The following is an 18616-nucleotide window of genomic DNA, read 5'->3' as shown; positions in this document are numbered from 1 at the left end:
ACAACTCCCATTTGATCCTAACATTTATCGAGGGTCCGATCAATGTGATTCCGGGGGGATTCCTGGGGGGGATTGCAGGAGGGTATGGAAAAAGACTTTGTTGATTTTTTGGACGGTTTCATATTTAATCGATTCTTTAAACTGTAAGTTAAATTGATCTTTAAAGGAGTTTCATGGCAAAACAGGATTATTACGAACTTTTAGGTGTAAAAAGAGACGCTTCGCTTGAAGAGCTTAAGAAAGCCTATCGGCAAATGGCGATGAAATATCACCCGGATCGCAATCCCGGTGATAAGGCTTCCGAAGAAAAATTTAAGGAAGTTTCAGAGGCCTATGAAATTTTAAGCGACGAATCTAAAAGGGCCCAATATGACCGTTTTGGACATGCGGGGGTTGGAGGAGGACGCTCCTCAGGGCCTGGGTCTGGAGGATTTGGCATTGATTTGGAAGAGGCCCTGCGAACATTTATGGGGGAATTTGGCGGGGGGATGTTTGACGATTTTTTTAGTTCTGGACGTAGAAGGCAGTCGGAGGGTTTTGGCTCTGATGGAGAGAGCCTTCAATATGAACTCTCAATTAGTTTGAAGGATGCAGCTTTTGGCTGTAAAAAAGAAATTAGTTTTCAGCGTTTGGAAAAATGTCAGGAATGCAAAGGGCAGGGAGTCGAGCATGGATCCCACAGTGAACGCTGCTCTCAATGTGGCGGAAGCGGAAAAGTTCATCGAAGCCAGGGATTTTTTACGGTGAGTCAGACCTGTCCCCAATGCCATGGCCGGGGAGAATTTGTCCGTCATCCCTGTAAGCACTGTCATGGAGAGGGCCGCGTTCGGGCTCATAAAAAGATTTCAGTTAGAATTCCTCCAGGGGTTGAAACAGGATCTCGATTAAAAATGTCTGGAGAGGGGAATGCAGGTACTGGAAATGGAGAAGAAGGTTCTCTTTATATTTTAATTCATGTTGAGGAAGACGAATTCTTTTCGAGGGAAGGGAATGATATTCTCTGTGAAGTTCCGGTTCCATTTTATACGGCGACCTTAGGCGGAGAAGTCGAAGTTCCGACTTTAGAAGGGCCAGCCATGCTCAAAATTCCGAGTGGGACGCAAAACGGCAAGGTTTTTCGTTTAAAGGGAAAAGGAATGCATGACTTGAACGGCCATGGCAAGGGGGACGAACGGGTTCGGATTATTGTCGAAATTCCTGTGAGGCTCAATGAGGAGCAAAAAAACTTGCTCAAAAGATTTTCAGAAATTCAGTCTGAAAATGGTCTTCCGATGTATCAGTCTTTCATTGATAAGGTGAAAAAGATCTTCAAACTGTAATGACTTCTCATCGGATTTACATTAAAAAAGAAATAGAAGTATCTCAAGAGCTGATTCTTGAAGGAGAGGAAGCCCATCATCTTCTTCATGTTGTTCGAGTTAAACCCCTCAATCAACTTATTCTTTTTACCCCTCAAGCTCGTGAGTTTTTAGCACAGGTGAAAGAAATTTCTAAAAAAGATTTAATCCTTCAAGTTCTTAAAGAGCGTCAAATTTTTGAAAAACCTTATAAAATGATTTTGGCGCAAGCCATTCCAAAATCTCAGAAGATGGACTGGATCGTTGAGAAGGCTTCAGAAATCGGAGTGGACGAGATTTTTCCCCTTTTTACAGAGCGGGTTGTAAAGAAAACGATTCGAATCGATCGATGGCAAAAAATTGCGATTGCTGCTTGTCAACAATGCCGAAGAGTGAATATCCCCCAAGTTCATTCCGTTCAAACATGGGATGAATTTATTTTGAAGACCAAAGAATTTGACCTCGCTTTGATTCCGACTTTAGGAAGAACAGATCGTCAAACGATGGATGGTGTCGTAGATCAAGGAAATAAATTTAAGAATGTTGTCATTGCGATTGGCCCCGAAGGCGACTTTTCTCCCTCCGAAGTCGAGAAAGCAATAGCCCTGGGTTGGATTCCCATTGATTTAGGCCCCATGACGCTCCGCTCAGAAACCGCCGCGATTACCAGTCTTGCTATTTTAGACCATGAGTTGAGGAAAAAGCTAAAAGTCTAAAGCTATATTTTATAGTTTGTGGATTACAGAGAATGACTGTTATATAATCTTTAGGAGGGAGGGCTCGAGGGGTGAAATTTAACTGGTTAGATATTGCCTTTATGGCTTTGGCGGCTCGGGGATTTTATGTTGGGGTTCGACGGGGAATTTTGGGGGAATTGTTTTTAACGGCGGGAGTTTTAGCTTCTATCGTTGCTGCCCTTTTCTTAAATTCATCGGTTGGAAAACTAATATCGAATCATCTGTCGCTCGGGATCAATCTTTCGGATCGGGTTGTGATCGGGTGTATGATTGTTTTAGGAATTCTTCTCTCTTTTCTTTTAGGAAAAATGATTCAGAAGCTTTCTCATCTCTTTTTTCGATCCAATATTGATAAAGTGGGTGGGTCCATTTTAGGAGGAGGGAGGGCTTTAATTTTTTCAGCCCTGCTCCTCACTGCCTTGATAAAATGGCCTTCTCCCGTTTTACAGGCTCAAACGCAGGATTCCATTCTCGGATCTTATTTAACCAACCAGTTGAATGAGGTTTACGGTTGGTTACAAACCAAAATGACAGCTTCAGAACTGGTTCAAATGGAAAAGAAAGCTGAAGAGTTGACTGAAGAGAGTCAAGATGTTAAGAATGGAAGTTAATCTTTATCTATCGTTTTCACTAACCCATTACTCATAACTCACTACTAAATATACCCATGCCTCAGCTTATTCCTGAAAGTACACTTTCTGAAATTCAATTTAAAACAGATATTGTGGCGCTCATTTCTCAAGTTGTTCCTCTAAAGGCTGCAGGGCGAAATTATAAGGCCTTATGCCCTTTTCATCCCGAAAAAACCCCATCCTTTATGGTGAATCCCGAAAAGGGAATTTTTCATTGTTTTGGTTGTGGGGCAGGAGGGAATGTTTTTGGATTTTTAAGTCAATATGAAAATATTTCTTTTCCAGAGGCGGTGGAGATTCTAGCGGAAAAAGCGGGTGTCGTTATTTCTAAAACGGCCGATGGATCTCAAGAGATTTATAAAAAAAATCTTTTTGAACTGATGGAGAAAATATCTCATTTTTTTGAAAAAATGCTTTTGAAGGCCGTTGAGGCGAAGGAGGCGAGAAGTTATCTTGAGAAACGTGGGGTCAATTCGAAAATGATAGAGACTTTTCGATTGGGTTATTGTCCGCTCAATGGACCTGAGGTTTTAAAAGAGCTCTATAAGCTTAATCTGGAGAATGGGACTTTGGAAAAGTTAGGCTTATTGACCGAGAGAGATGGGAATCAGCATTTGAGATTTAGTGGGCGGATTATTTTTCCCATTTTTGATGCTCAAGGTCGCATTGTAGGTTTTGGGGGCCGAGCCTTAGGGGACCGTCTTCCAAAATATTTAAATTCGCCGGATACCGTTTTATTCAATAAAAGTCAGTTGCTTTATGGTCTTCATCTTGCAAAAAAGGCCATGCTTCAAAAATCTCAAGCCATTCTCGTTGAGGGCTATCTTGATATGATCAGCGTATTTTCAGCTGGTTTTGAGAATGTTGCAGCTTCAATGGGAACCGCATTCAATGAAAATCATGTTAGGCTTCTTAAGCGATATGCCCAATCGATGGTGGTTGCCTATGACGGAGATTTAGCTGGGGTGGAGGCTTCGATGCGGGCTTTAGAAATTTTCCTAGATCAAGATATGATCGTTAAAATTGCGATGATCCCTGAAAAACATGATCCGGATAGCTGGATTAGAACCAAGGGAAAGGAATCTTTCGATCAATTGATTCATCAGGCCCCTTCGATGATTGATTTTAAACTTGATATTTTGCTTTCTCGTTATCCCCTTAAAAATGAGACTTCAAAAATGGGAATTTCTAAGGAAATTTTAAAAACAGTATCCCGCCTAAAAAGTCCTATTCTTAAAGATCATTATTTAAAAGTGATTAGTGAAAAGCTAGAGATTTCAGAATTGGCTTTGAGAGAAGAGGCTAAGAAAAATAAAACTTCAGATAAGGGGTCAAGGGAAGTCTTAGAAGTCGAGAAAGAAGTTTCATTTCCTCTTGAAGATGATATTCTCCGTATTCTCTTTGCCAAGAAGGAGTTATTACCTTCTATAGAAGGGAAACTACTTGCCAATCATTTTGAGAGTGAAAGTCATAAGTTATTTTTCCAAAGGATGTTAGAGAATAAAGAATTCATTCCTTCCCATTTTGAGCATCACGTTCAGAAAGTTTTAGCCAAAATTCTTTTTCAAGGCCATCCTTTTTCGGATCCTGAAAAAACATTAAAAGAATTGGTAACTAAGCTAAGGATAAATAGCTACAAAAGGAAATATCAGGAATTAACTAAAGAATTGAGTGAATTTGAAAAGTCTGGGAAAAATAAAGGCGAAATAAGCGTTATATTATTGAAATTACAAGATATACAGAAAGAAATTGCTTTTCTAAATAAAAAGTGATATTTTTTTATTTCTTTTTTATCTTTTTTCATTTTTATGTGTCTTAGAAGGTGAAGTCATAATCAAACCAGAGCAAACTTGTGCCTAAATGGCACAAGGTAAACGGTGCTATAGTAGATGAAAATTCCCCATGGCAAGCCATGGAGAATTGCCTACATTATTTAAAAAGGCTAAAACCCAAGAATACTATGAATAAAGAAGAGCGTAATTTAAAAATTAAAGAATTGTTGAAAATCTCTGGAGAAAAGGGGACCTTAACCTATGATGACATTAATAAGGTCCTTCCAGAAAATGTTGTGTCTGCGGATGAAATTGAATCTCTTTTAATTCTTCTTCGAAGCATGGATGTTGAGATTATTGATGATGCGAAAAAGAAGAAACCCGTAGAGAGTGCCAAGGCTAAGACGGAGGCTTCCGAGGAAGAGGAGTCTTCAAAGCTTGAAATTTTAGATGATCCTGTTCGTATGTATCTTAAGCAGATGGGAAAGGTTCCCCTCTTAACCCGAGAACAGGAAGTTGAACTTGCCAAAAGAATTGAGGAGGCTGATCTCGAGATTCGTTCGATCCTTTTTACCTTTGGAAATGTTCCCAAGGAAAGCGTTCTGATTACGCGTCGTCTCATGGCAGGTAAGGAGCGTTTTGACCGTGTTGTCATTGATAAATTTGTCGCCAATAAGGATCGTTATTTTGCGGCTCTTCCTCGCCTTTGCTCTCAGGTGGAGGCCATCGATCAAGAGATGATGATTTCCGGAAAGCTCTTAAGGAAAAGATCTTCAAAATTAGTTCGCAATCGGCGGCTCAAAAAGTTGGATGAGCAAAAGAAAAAACTCAACAACATCATGAAGAAGTTTTATTTCAGGCAGGAAGTGGTTGATGAGTTAGTCGATAAGGTCCTTTCATTAAGAGATAAAGTTTTAACTTCCGAAAGGGAGCTTGAAATGGTTCGTCCAGGAGAATCGCCCAAGCTTCGGAGGGTTCGCATTAAAAACGAGCGCAGAAAATTAAAAAGGTTCGAAGAGGGTTTAGGAACGACTTTGGATGGTTTCAAGAGAGAGGCAGAGGTTCTCGATCAATGGACCAATCGAATGAGGTCAGCCAAAGATGAGATGGTTGAGGCCAATTTACGTCTGGTGATCAGTATTGCCAAAAAATACACCAATCGTGGTCTTTCATTTCTAGATTTGATTCAAGAAGGAAATTTAGGGCTGATGAAAGCGGTGGATAAATTTGAATATAAACGAGGTTATAAATTTAGCACCTATGCAACCTGGTGGATTCGTCAGGCCATTACACGCTCAATCGCGGATCAGGCTCGAACCATTCGTATTCCTGTTCACATGATTGAGACGATTAACAAGTTGGTGCGTGTCTCTAAAAAGTTGGTTCAAGAATATGGGAAAGAACCGACCCCTGAAGAAATTGCTGAAGAGATGGATATCCCCGTCGAAAAAGTTCGCGGGATTTTGAAAATTTCTCAGCATCCTATTTCTCTTCAAACTCCCATTGGAGATGGAGAAGATAGTCAATTTGGAGATTTTATTGAAGATAAGAGTATTCGCAATCCAGCAGAGGCAACGGGATACAGTCTTTTAAAAGAGCAGATCGAATATGTTTTAGAGACTTTGACTCCTCGGGAGAAGCGTGTTTTAAGGCTTCGCTTTGGTCTTGGAGATGGTTCGCCTAGAACCTTGGAAGAAGTTGGGAAGGTCTTTAATGTAACCCGAGAACGTGTTCGTCAAATTGAAGCCAAAGCTCTTAAGAAAATGCGTCATCCCATTCGTTCCAAAAAACTGAAGGGCTTTTTGGATTATATTTCGATATAAACTTTTTCCTTTTCGCTTATCCCTTTTTTTAAAACAGTTCAAGGTTTAACCCCGTTATTCAACGGGGCAAGAGTTTAAGGTCCAAAGAGGAAAAGCATAAAGACAGCTAGACGCTAGAGATGCAAATACGTTACTACTTCTAGCCTCTAGCTTCCAGCCTCTAGCCTTTAGCTTGTTTAACCTTAAACTCTTGCCCTGTCCGTCCTGTCCGTCCTGTCGTATGACAGGATCGTATGACAGGGTTGAACTGTTTCTCTTGGGCCCATAGCTCAGCTGGTTAGAGCAGCGGACTCATAATCCGTTGGTCCTAGGTTCAAATCCTAGTGGGCCCATTTTAAAACAGTTTAAGGTTTAAGGTTCAAAGTTCAAGGAGGAAAAGCATAAAGACAGCTAGAAGCTAGATGCTAGAAAGAAACAGCGTAGTGCTTCTAGCCTCTAGCTTCTAGCCATCTTTAATGGCTTCCAGCCTCTAGCCTTTGGCTTTTTTTAGCCTTAAACTCTTGCCCCGTTGAATAACGGGGTTAAACTTTAAACTGTTTCTCTTGAGCCTCCTTTGTATTGTGATAGAATGGGCGCAGTTTATTTTTTCTTGTACACAATAGGGAGTTCTTGTGCAAAAACTACTTTTCATTTTTCTTGTCATTCTTCTTCCCCTGATGGGTTGTCAAACGGTATCTGACTTGGAACATGTTGAATTTAAAAAGCAAAAAGGAATTCTTTTTGATGTCGCCCAAGAGAAAATGGCGGATATCGGAGAAACGGCTTTTAAAGAAATAGGTCTGGTGGTTGAACGGGTGAATCATTCTTCTCAACGGATTGAAATTTTTGGTTCTAGATCTGCAGAATTAGGGGAATATGGGGCAGTCTACGGTCTTTATCTTTATTCATTGTCGTCTCATCAGACAGAGGTTTATTTGGTTCGAAAAGAGAGATTGTCCTCCAGCGGATTTTCAAGGGATGAAAGAGAAGACATTTTAGCGAAGTTGGACGAACTTGTGTCGAAGATGAGTGGTTTATAAAGATGAGTTTAATTTCTTTTCTTTAATCTTTGAACTTTGAACTGTTTTATGGGCAACTAGCTCAGCTGGTTAGAGCACTATCCTCACACGGTAGGGGTCGCTGGTTCGAGCCCAGCGTTGCCCAATTAAAAATAAGTTAAAAGTTAAAAGTTTAAAGTTGAAAAACTGAGCATAGAAGGACGAGAACCGGGAGAGGGGAGCGAGCCGGAGCGTAGCGAAGGTGAGCTGGGGAGAACAGTTGGTCTCCCCGATGAGATTTTGATTCCTATGAAGGAAGGAAAGCACGTGAAAGGAAACCAGGGGTTGCCTTTCACGGGAGGAGTCAAAGCCCTCGAAGGGTTTGACGACGACGGTTCGAGCCCAGCGTTGCCCAATTAAAAATAAGTTAAAAGTCTAAAGTTAGAAGTTAAAAGTTCGAAAAACGAAAAAACATAGAAGGGCGAGAACCAGAAATTTTTTTCAAAATACAAAAAACCTAAAATTAGAAAAATTAATCTATGACCGAAGATTTAAAGAAGCTTTTAAAGGTACAAGAAAAAGATGTAGAAATATTGATTTTGGAAGATGAGAAAATTAATCTTCCAAAATTATTAGATCAATATAAACAGGTTGTTGATAAAAAATCTAAAGAGGTTGATGCTTCTAAAGCTTTTCTTAAAGATCTTCAGGTCAATCATAAAAAGGTTGAAATTGATCTTGAAAGTAAGGGGACCCTTCGTCAAAAGCAAGAAGGTCAGCTCATGAGTGTTAAGACCAATCAAGAATATAAGGCTTTGGAAAGAGAAATTTTTGGGGTTAAAATAGAGATTTCACGTCTGGAGGATGAAATTCTTGAAAAAATGATGGGAATCGATGCGCAGAATCAAGTCATTAAAAAGCTCGAGTCTGAACTTCAAACCTTAAAGCGTGAATTCTCTCAGAAAGAACAAGAACTTCAAGCCAAAATCAAAGCGGTAGAAAAGAAGCTGGCTCAATTAAAATTAGAAAAAGATCTTTCGTTTAAAGATGTCAATCCAGATTTATTCCGTCGATATACAAGAATTTTGGCCCATCTCCATGGCAAGGCCCTTGTTCCGATTGTGGATCGCAGCTGTCAAGGGTGCCATACGCTTCTTCCTCCTCAAGTTCTTGTTAATGTTAGAAGAGAAAAAGAGTTAGTGGCTTGTGATAATTGCGCACGCTTGTTATTTCTCCCCGAAGAACCTTCTGATGCCTCTTCGGCTCCTGAGCCTTCTTCCAGTGAGGGTGAGAAGGAGTCTGTCTGATGTCAAATTTGAAGCGAACTCCTCTTTATGATCTTCATATTCGCCAGAAAGCTCGTATGGCCGAATTTGGGGGTTTTTTGATGCCTATTTATTATCAAGGCATTTTGCAGGAACATCAATCGGTCCGAAATGCGGTGGGACTATTCGATATTAGCCATATGGGAAGACTTTGGGTTAAGGGGAAGGGCGCTTTTGATTTTTTACAGTGGGTCATTACCAATGATATTAAGAAATTAGAGGACGGGAAAATTATTTACACACCCATTTGTAATTTTGATGGAGGGATTCTGGATGATATTTTGGTGTATCAGAATCATAGGAACGAATTTCTTTTGGTGGTGAATGCCTCCAATGTTACGAAGGATGAAATTTGGTTAAAAGAACAGGTAAAAAAGTATGACGTTTTGATTGAGAATACATCAGATTCAACTGTTTTGATCGCTGTTCAAGGTCCTCTCTCAAGAGGATTAATCGAAAAAATGATCGGGCCTGCCATTCATCAAATTTCCTATTACCACTTTAAATATCTTCCCTGGCAAAATCAGCAACTTCTTGTTTCAAGAACGGGATATACGGGGGAAGATGGGTTTGAAATTGAAATTCCAAAGTCTCATGGTGTGCAGTTTTGGGAAGAACTTTTAAAATTGGGCGAGTCTTATGGTATTAAGCCGATAGGTCTTGGGGCTCGAGATACCTTGCGTCTAGAGGTTCGCTACCTTCTTTACGGAAATGACATGACTGAAAGAGAAAACCCATTAGAATCAGGTTTATCTTGGACGGTATCTTTTACCAAGGGTGATTTTATAGGTCGCTCTCCTTTGGAAAAAGAAAGGCAAAAAGGAATAAAACAAAAATTAGTCGGATTTGAAATGATTGACCAAGCCATTCCACGCCATGGTTGTTCGATCATGAAAGATGGGAAAGAAATTGGATGGGTTGCCTCGGGTTCGTATTCTCCAACCTTGGGGAAAAACATTGGTTTAGGATATGTCAGCATTGAATATTCATCCATTGGAAGCCCGATCTATATTTTGATTCGAGAGAGTGAGCGTTTGGCTGAAATTGTAAAAACCCCTTTTTATAAAGGGGGAATTGCAAAAAGGTTTAAACCACAGGATGAGATTTCGTGGGTTCAATCAATCCACTAACGATGAAAGGCGATGAGATTTTATGAGTATTCCACAAAATTTAAAATATTCAAAAACCCATGAGTGGGTCTCTGTCAAAGATAAAACAGGCATTGTCGGAATTACCGATTTTGCACAAAAGGAGTTGGGAGATATTGTCTATGTCGAGCTTCCTAAAGTGGGTCAAAAAATAAAATTGGAAGATCCCTGTGCAGTGGTTGAATCAGTGAAGGCGGCTTCGGATATCTATGCCCCCATTTCAGGGACAGTCACTCGCATTAATGATAAACTCCAAAAGGAAACGGGTTTGGTGAATCAGGATCCTTACGGTGAAGGTTGGTTTTTTGAAATAACGATTGAAAGTCCAAAAGAGCTTGAGGAATTGTTAGAATCAAAGGCTTATCAGGATTTAGTGGGAGCACAGGCCTAGATGGATTTTATTCCTCACACACCAGAAGATTGGAAAGAAATGCTTCAAGAAATTGGTTTCTCGAGCATGGAAGATCTTGTCAATCGACTTCTCCCCTCTGATGTAAAAAGGACGAAAGGACGTTTAGATCTGGGTCGCTCGGAATTTGAAATCCTTCAATCATTTAAAGCATGGTCTGATTTAAATGCAACGGTCGAAACGCATGATATTTTTCTTGGGGCTGGGGCGTATCATCATTTTATTCCAAGTGTGGTGAATGCCTTAGTCTCCAGAGGAGAATTCTCAACCTCCTACACGCCTTATCAACCCGAGGCAAGCCAGGGGACGCTTCAAGCTATTTTCGAATATCAAACGATGATGGCTCGATTAACCGGCTTAGAAGTTTCGAATGCCTCGCTTTATGATGGGGCTTCTGCGACAGCGGAAGCGGCTCTTATGGCGATGGCACTTCATCCCCATGCTCAGCGAATTCTTATTTCTGAGACGGTTCATCCTGAATATCGTGAAGTGGTGAAAACCTATTTGGCTTCAACCCGAGAGGCCGTGATTGACATCCGCCGAAAGAATGGTTCAACGGATGTTGAGGATTTAGAAGATCAATTAAAGAAAGGGGCTACGGCTCTCGTTGTTCAATGGCCCAATTTCTTTGGAACCCTTGAAGAAATTGAGGAAATGGGGAAATTGGCCCATCAGTATGGCGCTCTTCTCATTGTGGTGGCTTATCCCGTGGCCTTAGGCTTGCTTAAATCTCCGGGTGAAATGGGAGCGGATATCTGTGTTGGGGAAGGACAGTCTCTAGGAAATGCTCTCCAATATGGAGGCCCTTATTTTGGCTTTTTAACTTGCCGAAGGGAATTCGTTCGAAAAGTACCGGGTCGCTTGGTTGGAATGACACAGGATTTGGATGGAAAACGTGGATTCGTTCTTACCTTACAAGCTCGTGAACAGCACATTCGTCGAGAGAAGGCGACTTCGAATATTTGCACGAATCAATCTTTAAATGCACTTTCAGCGGCTGTATTCCTTTCGGCACTCGGGCCCGAAGGATTTCGTCAACTGGCACTTCTCAATCTAAAAAAAGCCCATTTTGCAGCACAGCTTCTCAGTCGCTTGCCAGGATTTTCACTTGCTTTTTCAGAGCCTTTTTTTAACGAATTTGTTTTACGCGTTCCCATTGCTCCTCGAGATTTAATTCGAAAGCTTGAAAAACGCAAAATCATTCCGGGATTGGCCTTGACAAAATTTTATCCAGATTTGGATGATGCTATTCTTGTTTGTGTGACCGAAATGATGAGTGAATTAAAAATTAAAAAATTTGCACAAGTTCTCAGTGAAGAGGCAAGGGAGGAAGTTCATGGAAAAAACAATTTTTGAACTCAGTCGGTCCGGAAGGAAGGCATCTTCTTTACCCCCAGATGATATCGAAGGGATATCGAAAAATTTAATTCCTAAAAAATTTCTACGTGAAAATAAGGCGGACCTTCCTTCTTTAAGTGAACTTGAATTGGTACGCCACTACACGCATCTTTCTCATTTGAATTTTTCTATCGATTCTCATTTCTATCCCTTGGGATCCTGTTCAATGAAATATAATCCCAAGATGAACGAAGTGGTTGCCTCAATGCCGGGTTTTTCAAAAATTCATCCGTATCAGTCTGAAGGCCTTTCTCAAGGTATTCTTACGGTGATGTATGAACTCGAAAAAAGTCTTTGTGAAATCTCTGGAATGGACCGATTTAGTTTACAACCTTGCGCGGGAGCCCATGGAGAATTTTTAGGAATGCTTTTGGTTCGTGCTCATTTTCGGCATTTAAATCAAAAAAGAACAAAAGTTATTGTTCCTGATTCTGCTCATGGAACGAATCCCTCGAGCGCTCATTTGGCGGGCTTTCACATCGTTTCTGTTCCATCCGAATGGGGTCATGTCAATTTAAAAAAGTTAGAGGAAGTTCTTTCAACGGATGTTGCTTGTTTGATGTTGACCAATCCCAATACATTAGGCTTGTTTGAAAAAGACATTCTTAAAATTGCTGAAAAAGTTCATCAAGTAGGGGCACTGCTTTACTATGATGGAGCCAATTTGAATCCTCTTTTAGGATTATGCCGGCCTGGAGATATGGGGTTTGACATTGTTCATATTAATTTGCACAAAACTTTCTCAACGCCTCATGGGGGCGGAGGTCCTGGAGCAGGCCCTGTCGGTGTGAAAACCCCTTTAGCTCGATTTTTACCTACGCCTTGGGTCGAGAAAAAAGAAAATCAATATACGCTAAAATATGATCTTCCCGATTCTGTGGGAAGGATTCGATCTTTTTATGGGAATGTAGGAATTCTCTTAAGGGCCCTCACTTATATTCAAACTTTGGGAAGGGACGGGCTTGATAAGGTTGGGCAAGCCGCAGTTCTCAATGCCAATTATCTTTTTTCAAAATTGAAAAAAACTTTCGAAGCCCCTCATGAAGGACCGGTCATGCATGAATTTGTCGTTTCAGCTAAACCCTATTTAAAACATGGCATTCGAGCCCTGGATTTTGCAAAAAGGCTTCTGGATTATGGAATTCACCCCCCTACCGTTTACTTTCCTTTGATCGTTGAAGAAGCCATGATGATTGAGCCTACAGAAACGGAAACGAAAGAAACACTCGACCACTTTGTTCAAGTCTTAGAAAAAATTGCTTTAGAGGCCAAGGAAAACCCTGATCTTCTTCACGAAGCCCCCACCCGAACTCCTGTTCGAAGGTTAGATGAAGTGAAGGCAGCAAAAGAACTACGCCTAGTGTGGTAAGGTATCAGACTGCTGAAAAAGGCCATTTTCTAAAGTTGCGTGCGGTACTTCCTTGTCGACGTACCATAAAACGTACGTCTCCGCGGTCGCTTGCACGCGCCTTGAAACTGGCTCTTTTTGAGCAGTCTACATTATTTAATTTAAGAGACTTTAAGGTTTTTGAAGAATGAAATGGTTTGATACAGGTCCTGGTAATCCTTTCCAAAATATGGCGGTGGATGAGGCCCTTTTTATTGAAGGGAAGAACATATTGAGATTTTATCAATGGCTGAGACCCGCTTATTCCATTGGATATTTTCAAAAAATGAATCCCTCTTTTTTCTCTCACCCTGTTGTTCGACGCATGACGGGTGGAGGAACTGTTTTTCATGGAGAGGATTTTACGTTTTCTTTAGTCTTAAATCTTTCTTCTCTTTCATTCTTAGATTCTGTAAGAGATAGTTATCATTGGATCCATTTGGCCTTTTCAAAAGCTTTTAGGAAATTAGGAGTATTAACTGAAATTTATGACGACTCTAAAATTTCAAAACCTCAGTTTTGTTTTCAATCGCCTTCTTCGGGTGATTTATTGTATCAAGGAATGAAAATTGTTGGAGGTGCTCAAAGGAGAAGAAAACATTTGATGCTTCATCAAGGCACAGTGATGCTTAATCAGATTGGAATTTCTTCTGATTGTTTCAAACAGGCTGTTTTAGCTGGAATAGAAGAAGTTTTTAAAATGAATTGTGTTCAAGAACCCAATTATTTGCTTTCCATAAAAGATCCTGTTCAAACTTTGAAAAAAAAATATAAATCTCAGATGTGGACTGATGAGGGAAAATGGGTTACTGGTGAGAGGTGAGGGATGGAAAAACATTGTTGAAAGAGAGGTTTAAATTGCGTAAAAATTTTTCTCTGATCGGAGCAATTTTAATTTCTGTCCTAGCATGTTTTTTGACTAAAAAAATTTTTTTTTCTTTGCGGGGCCCTATCGTCGTTGATTACTGGGCTTTTACGGCGGGAGCTTTTTTAGTTTCTGAGGGATTGTGGCGCATTTTACGTTCGAAAGAAAATATTTGGCAGATTCAATTCTTTAGACTCTTAAGAATTTCTATAGGAATTTGCATCTTTACGATCCACTTCTTGCAATTTGTTCGGGATGGAAAATTAGGAGCACAGTAAAAACGTTACCCGTTACCTGTTTCCCGTTTCCAGTAATGGGCAACGCATAACGCGCAACGGGTAACGGGTAACAGGTCACGGGTTACGGGTAACGAACAGGTAACGGGTAACCCGTAGAGAGTAAGCTTGTAAGCCGAATTCTGTACCCAGCCTATTTTAAAATTAATGTTTGGCCATTGCGATCGCACACATAAATTCTATCGAAAATTCTATTTTTCGCAACGCCACCTTTTTAAATAGGCTGGGCGAAGATCATTTCTCTCGTGCGATCACACCCGGGACTCGCCCCGACGTTAGGTCGGAACAATGGGCGGGCAGCCCCCTCGTCCTCTATTTGATCTCGCTCCAGGCGGGGTTTTCCACCCCCCCAGCTGTTGCAGCGTTGCTAAAGCAACGCAACGCTTTGCTGAATGGCCCAAACGGCCATCGCAACAGGTGGGGGGGAGAAGAGTAGCCCCGAAGGACATCTCCTCTCTTTTCACCTTTCCCCAGACGTCACGTCGGGGTAGTATTGTCTCTGTGGCACTTTCCCTCTCTCATCTGAAATGAGAGGTCTGATTTAACATCAAACGCCTTGCCCTGTGGAGTTCGGACTTTCCTCCCCCCCACCTGTTGCAGCGTTGCTAAAACAACGCAACGCTCTGCTGGATGGCCTAAACGGCCATCGCAACAGGTGGGGGGGCGATCTTCCCGCTTACTCTCTATGGGTCACCCCTCACCAGCTACCAGTATATCTCAAATTCAAAAGAAATTCTTCGAAAAATAGTTAAACCCTAAAACACTGTCTCATGGGATCAATTTGGCGGGTTCTTCGAGGATGGATAAGATGGACTTTGCACAATAAACACGGTCACGTTTGGCATTGCCAACTTTTTTCACAATGGACAATTTTTCGAGCTTTTCCACAGCACGTTGCACGGTTGTGAAAGCTACACCAAGCTTTTTCATGCCCTGATTGATCGTGATATAGGGATTGGTGGCTAGCCTATCAACCAACATCAGAGGTATTTTCGACGCGGTTCCGGTAACGTCTTTACGCCACTTCCCAAGTCTGCGATTGATTCGTTGAGCTCGGCTGAGTGCATCTTCTGATTGTCGTGCGACTCCGTTCAGAAAATAACTAAGCCATGCCTCCCATTCTCCACGGTGACTCACACCCGACAAGAGCTCATAATAATCTCGTCTTGTCGCCTCGAAAAAAGCGCTTAAATAAAGTAAGGGGGTTGGAAGAATATTTCGTTCGACGAGAAACAATGTCATTAGCAAACGTCCTACTCTACCGTTACCATCCAAGAATGGATGAATGGCCTCAAACTGGTAATGAAGAAGAGCGATCTGAAGAAGAGGTGGCAATGAGCGGTCATGCAAGAATTTTTCAAATGCATCAAGGCATGACATCAACTCAGTCGGAGGAGGCGGAACGTAGGAGGCATTGGTCAGTGTACATCCTGGATGTCCAATCCAGTTCTGTGAATGCCGAAATTCACCTGGTGTGGCATGACTTCCACGTACTCCTGCCATGAGGTGTTTATGTAATTCTCGTATGAGTCGAAGAGATAAGGGTAATGTTTTTAGGCGCTTAATTCCATGCTCGAGTGCGACAACATAATTTGCGACTTCACGAAGGTCCTCTGTACTGCGATCAATCGTTGCTCCTGCTTCCATCGCTAAAAGTTCGCCCAATGTGGCTTGTGTTCCCTCAATGCGGCTTGAGAGAACGGCCTCACGCTTTATGAAAGGACGGATCAGAAGATGGGGATTAGGTAAGCTCCTACTCTCTCCCGCAAGTTGTCCCAGGGCACGGTCAGCATCCGAGAGTGAGCGTATCAATTCCTGGCTCCAGGTGATTTTGGGGGGCAGGGGATTGGGGATAAAGGCTGTATAGTTTTCAGGACAGCGTATTTTATGTCCTGGAATGTTGGCTTGGGTCATAGAGCTTTCAATGAAAATAGCATATATCTTTATTATCGAAATAATAAAAAATCGATAATAAGTAGTCAAGCGGTTTTCAAGAAGAATTGTAACTCTTCACTTTTAATTCAAAATCCAAAAATCAAAGTTCAAAATGACATATTAAAATCCAAAATTTCTAACGCCATTGCAAGGGAGACATTTTAAGTTTTACATTGTTCGACAAGATTTTTGCCGCCTATGGCAAGCCACGCCCTTGGGAGGGATGTTTGATTTTTGTATTTTCACGGTTGTTCATTTATGTAACCACTAAAAAATTATTGATTCTCCCTTGACAGTGGGTGATTTTGACCTTAATATTTAATCAAAGTGGTGAAAAGTGGGATAATGTGGTAAATAAGACAGTTCAAAGTTAGAAGTTCAAAGTTTAAGGGAAAAACTCGAGCATGCCAAATCTTTGAACCTTGAACTTTGAACCACTTTTAAAGGGGGTCGGAGCTATGTTTTATGGTGAGTATCGCCATTCTTTGGATCATAAAAACCGCGTTTTGATTCCTTCCAAATTTCGTGAAGCTGTTAAGGAAGTTTATGTTGAGCGCTTTTTCCTAACCCGCGGTCTTGAAAAATGTATTTTTGTTTTCACTGAACCTGATTGGAATCTCATTGAACAGAAGCTGAAAAATCTGCCGATGACCCAAGGGAACTCCCGAAATTTTTCGAGAATGTTTTTTTCAGGAGCTTTTGAGGTCGTTAGTGATAAGCAAGGCAGGATTATTGTTCCTCAGCCCTTGCTTGCTTATTCAGGGATTCATCGGGATGTGGTGCTTGTTGGAGTTTTGAATCGAATTGAGATTTGGGATCAGTCTTCTTGGAATCATTTTGTAACGGAGTCGAGTAAGAGTTATGAAGAAGTTGCTGAAAAATTGTTCGAGTCCTCGCAAGGGGGGAACGTTATTTAATTTTGGATTTTAGATTGCGGATTGCGGATTTAATGAATTAATTCTTTAAAATTCCGCAATCCGAAATCCGCAATCTAAAATCAAAGAAAGGGGGGAATTCATGGTCGGTAAACATCGTCATCTGATTGGACTTTTGAATCTTAATGGAAATTTGAGCCGGACAAATCAGTTCAAAGAACCCTACCATTTTCATCGTTTGCTCAATCAAGATAAAAGGAAATTGACGGAAGATTTTTTGGGACGGGGAGAGATTTTGATTGAAAGAATCAAAAAAATGAAAATGCTCAATGCAGCCTTGAAAACGCTAGGCATGAGTCCTTATCTCGAGAAGTTTTTCAAGAAAAATTCAGGGAAAATTTTTTAATGTGTTTTCGCACACCCCTGTTCTTGTTAAAGAAGTTTTGGAGTTTCTAAATTTAAGGCCAGGGGCCTTGATTGTTGATCTAACGGTGGGATTGGGAGGACATGCAAGAGAAATTGTAGAAAAAATTTTGCCAAAGGGGATGCTGATTGCCATGGATCAGGATGCTCAAGTATTAGAGATGGCTAAAAGAAATCTCAATGAGTTCTCGAAAAATATTCAATGGATTCATGGAAATTTTAGAGGGATAGATCAGCATTTAAAAAGTTTAAATATTCATGAGGTGGATGGCATTTTGATGGATTTGGGAGTTTCATCGTATCAGCTGGATGATAACACGCGGGGTTTTTCCTTCCTAGAAAATGGTCCCCTCGATATGAGAATGAATAGAGCCCATTCTCTTTCTTCCATGACGGCAAGAGAGGTTTTAAATCATTTTAGTGAGGAGAAATTGGCCAATATTTTATTTGAGTATGGCCAGGAACGCTATTCTCGTCCGATTGCAAAAGCAATTGTGAAGGATCGAAAGAGATTTCCTTTTGAAACAACGCTTCAACTAGCGAGGTTGATTGAAGATACAATAGGTTTTCGCTATAAAGGACAAAAAATTCATTCAGCCACTCGAACTTTTCAGGCTTTGAGGATTTATGTGAATGATGAGTTGGGGGCTTTGGAGGAGACGCTGTTCAAGGCGATGGATATTCTGAAGCCTCAAGGGAGACTCGTTGTGATTTCATTTCATTCGCTAGAGGATGGAATGGTGAAACGCTCTTTTAGAAAACTTTCAGGGCGAGGGGGGGAAGTTTTGAGAGGGTCTCAAGGACGACTTTTGACACGTAAACCCGTGAGACCCTCTCCAGACGAAGTACGAATGAATGATCGGGCCAGGAGTGCAATGTTAAGGGCCATTGAAAAAAGGGGGTGAATGATGCGTCGTTATGATAGCCAGGTTTATTTGCGTACGAAACGCCGTCAGGCGGGTGCAACACGGTGGTGGGTGATTTTAAGAACGTTTGCATTTTTAGTTTTAGGCGTGGGTCTTGCTCTTTTTTATGTTTGGCAGAATGTACAATCCGTTCGAATAGGTTACCAAATTAAAGAAAGAGAAAGGACCGTGCTTGAACTTTCAAAACAGGCTAGAAGCTTAGAAATGGATCTTGCAGCCCTTAAAATGCCCAGTCGTATTTTGAATAAAATTGAGGAGAAGGGACTTCTTTTAAGTATTCCCAAAGGCTGGACGATGGTCAAACTTCATGAACCGATGGTTTTTTATGAAAGTGATTTAGTGAGTTCAGAT

The 18616-nt window shown here is 41.1% G+C and carries 17 protein-coding genes, 2 tRNA genes and 1 other RNA gene; 18 read left to right on the top strand and 2 right to left on the bottom strand.

Annotation, left to right across the window (positions count from 1 at the left end; all coding sequences use genetic code 11):
* Positions 1-173 precede the first annotated feature (173 nt).
* The 14 genes from dnaJ (at position 174) to HYS07_10685 (ending at position 13768) form a co-directional block, all read left to right on the top strand.
* The gene (gene dnaJ / locus HYS07_10750) at positions 174-1319 is read left to right on the top strand and encodes a molecular chaperone DnaJ (GenBank protein MBI1871649.1); all 1146 of its coding nucleotides are present in this window, start codon (positions 174-176) and stop codon (positions 1317-1319) included.
* Entirely contained in the window at positions 1319-2053 is a 735-nt protein-coding gene (locus HYS07_10745) for a 16S rRNA (uracil(1498)-N(3))-methyltransferase (protein ID MBI1871648.1), read from the top strand. Before dnaJ ends, HYS07_10745 begins: the two co-directional genes overlap by 1 nt.
* Positions 2054-2124: 71 nt before the next feature.
* The gene (locus HYS07_10740) at positions 2125-2685 is read left to right on the top strand and encodes a CvpA family protein (GenBank protein MBI1871647.1); all 561 of its coding nucleotides are present in this window, start codon (positions 2125-2127) and stop codon (positions 2683-2685) included.
* A 56-nt stretch (positions 2686-2741) separates the two neighbouring features.
* Positions 2742-4478 carry a DNA primase gene (locus tag HYS07_10735; protein ID MBI1871646.1) on the top strand — a complete coding sequence of 579 codons (1737 nt, stop codon included), beginning with the start codon at positions 2742-2744 and terminating at the stop codon, positions 4476-4478.
* 140 nt (positions 4479-4618) lie between these two features.
* Entirely contained in the window at positions 4619-6301 is a 1683-nt protein-coding gene (gene rpoD, locus HYS07_10730) for an RNA polymerase sigma factor RpoD (GenBank protein ID MBI1871645.1), read from the top strand.
* A 258-nt stretch (positions 6302-6559) separates the two neighbouring features.
* Positions 6560-6633, top strand: a tRNA-Ile gene (locus HYS07_10725).
* Between the two features lie 279 nt (positions 6634-6912).
* The gene (locus tag HYS07_10720; protein ID MBI1871644.1) at positions 6913-7320 is read left to right on the top strand and encodes a hypothetical protein; all 408 of its coding nucleotides are present in this window, start codon (positions 6913-6915) and stop codon (positions 7318-7320) included.
* A gap of 50 nt (positions 7321-7370) precedes the next feature.
* Positions 7371-7444, top strand: a tRNA-Val gene (locus tag HYS07_10715).
* Between the two features lie 373 nt (positions 7445-7817).
* Positions 7818-8585 carry a hypothetical protein gene (locus HYS07_10710; GenBank protein MBI1871643.1) on the top strand — a complete coding sequence of 256 codons (768 nt, stop codon included), beginning with the start codon at positions 7818-7820 and terminating at the stop codon, positions 8583-8585.
* A complete protein-coding gene (gene gcvT, locus HYS07_10705; GenBank protein ID MBI1871642.1) occupies positions 8585-9733 on the top strand; it encodes a glycine cleavage system aminomethyltransferase GcvT in 1149 nt (382 codons plus the stop codon). The genes HYS07_10710 and gcvT overlap by 1 nt, the downstream gene beginning before the upstream one ends.
* Before the next feature lie 22 nt (positions 9734-9755).
* Positions 9756-10142, top strand: coding sequence for a glycine cleavage system protein GcvH (gene gcvH / locus HYS07_10700; GenBank protein MBI1871641.1), 387 nt, complete (start codon positions 9756-9758; stop codon positions 10140-10142).
* The gene (gene gcvPA / locus HYS07_10695) at positions 10143-11516 is read left to right on the top strand and encodes an aminomethyl-transferring glycine dehydrogenase subunit GcvPA (protein ID MBI1871640.1); all 1374 of its coding nucleotides are present in this window, start codon (positions 10143-10145) and stop codon (positions 11514-11516) included.
* Positions 11497-12927, top strand: coding sequence for an aminomethyl-transferring glycine dehydrogenase subunit GcvPB (gene gcvPB / locus HYS07_10690; GenBank protein ID MBI1871639.1), 1431 nt, complete (start codon positions 11497-11499; stop codon positions 12925-12927). The genes gcvPA and gcvPB overlap by 20 nt, the downstream gene beginning before the upstream one ends.
* Before the next feature lie 166 nt (positions 12928-13093).
* Positions 13094-13768: a hypothetical protein gene (locus tag HYS07_10685; protein MBI1871638.1), complete on the top strand. Its 675-nt coding sequence runs from the start codon at positions 13094-13096 to the stop codon at positions 13766-13768.
* 433 nt (positions 13769-14201) lie between these two features.
* On the opposite strand, the gene rnpB is transcribed toward HYS07_10685, so the two are convergent.
* Both rnpB and HYS07_10675 read right to left on the bottom strand, forming a co-directional pair.
* Positions 14202-14789, bottom strand: an RNA gene (gene rnpB, locus HYS07_10680) — RNase P RNA component class A.
* Between the two features lie 85 nt (positions 14790-14874).
* Positions 14875-16020 (bottom strand): Fic family protein, encoded by a 1146-nt coding sequence (locus tag HYS07_10675; GenBank protein MBI1871637.1) that lies wholly within the window; start codon positions 16018-16020, stop codon positions 14875-14877.
* 479 nt (positions 16021-16499) lie between these two features.
* On the opposite strand from HYS07_10675, the gene mraZ reads away from it, so the two are divergent.
* The 4 genes from mraZ to HYS07_10655 form a co-directional block, all read left to right on the top strand.
* Positions 16500-16958: a division/cell wall cluster transcriptional repressor MraZ gene (gene mraZ, locus HYS07_10670; GenBank protein ID MBI1871636.1), complete on the top strand. Its 459-nt coding sequence runs from the start codon at positions 16500-16502 to the stop codon at positions 16956-16958.
* Between the two features lie 100 nt (positions 16959-17058).
* Positions 17059-17322, top strand: a complete 264-nt coding sequence (locus HYS07_10665; GenBank protein ID MBI1871635.1) for a hypothetical protein — start codon at positions 17059-17061, stop codon at positions 17320-17322.
* Position 17323: 1 nt separating this feature from the next.
* Positions 17324-18244, top strand: a complete 921-nt coding sequence (gene rsmH, locus HYS07_10660) for a 16S rRNA (cytosine(1402)-N(4))-methyltransferase RsmH (GenBank protein MBI1871634.1) — start codon at positions 17324-17326, stop codon at positions 18242-18244.
* Positions 18245-18616: hypothetical protein (locus HYS07_10655; protein ID MBI1871633.1), on the top strand; the 372-nt coding region annotated here is incomplete at its 3' end.

It is taken from the genome of Chlamydiota bacterium, assembly GCA_016178055.1.
Classification (GTDB): Bacteria; Auribacterota; JACPWU01; order JACPWU01; family JACPWU01; genus JACOUC01.
The sequence above is the reverse complement of the archived record's forward strand: the minus strand, read 5'-3'. Positions and strand labels throughout refer to the sequence as shown.

Coding starts and splice junctions, on each gene's coding strand:
- gcvH (MBI1871641.1), top strand. CDS start 9,756: ATGAGTATTCCACAAAATTTAAAATATTCAAAAACCCATGAGTGGGTC.
- gcvPB (MBI1871639.1), top strand. CDS start 11,497: ATGGAAAAAACAATTTTTGAACTCAGTCGGTCCGGAAGGAAGGCATCT.
- mraZ (MBI1871636.1), top strand. CDS start 16,500: ATGTTTTATGGTGAGTATCGCCATTCTTTGGATCATAAAAACCGCGTT.
- gcvPA (MBI1871640.1), top strand. CDS start 10,143: ATGGATTTTATTCCTCACACACCAGAAGATTGGAAAGAAATGCTTCAA.
- HYS07_10710 (MBI1871643.1), top strand. CDS start 7,818: ATGACCGAAGATTTAAAGAAGCTTTTAAAGGTACAAGAAAAAGATGTA.
- dnaJ (MBI1871649.1), top strand. CDS start 174: ATGGCAAAACAGGATTATTACGAACTTTTAGGTGTAAAAAGAGACGCT.
- gcvT (MBI1871642.1), top strand. CDS start 8,585: ATGTCAAATTTGAAGCGAACTCCTCTTTATGATCTTCATATTCGCCAG.
- HYS07_10685 (MBI1871638.1), top strand. CDS start 13,094: ATGAAATGGTTTGATACAGGTCCTGGTAATCCTTTCCAAAATATGGCG.
- HYS07_10745 (MBI1871648.1), top strand. CDS start 1,319: ATGACTTCTCATCGGATTTACATTAAAAAAGAAATAGAAGTATCTCAA.
- HYS07_10735 (MBI1871646.1), top strand. CDS start 2,742: ATGCCTCAGCTTATTCCTGAAAGTACACTTTCTGAAATTCAATTTAAA.
- rpoD (MBI1871645.1), top strand. CDS start 4,619: ATGGAGAATTGCCTACATTATTTAAAAAGGCTAAAACCCAAGAATACT.
- HYS07_10665 (MBI1871635.1), top strand. CDS start 17,059: ATGGTCGGTAAACATCGTCATCTGATTGGACTTTTGAATCTTAATGGA.
- HYS07_10675 (MBI1871637.1), bottom strand. CDS start 16,020: ATGACCCAAGCCAACATTCCAGGACATAAAATACGCTGTCCTGAAAAC.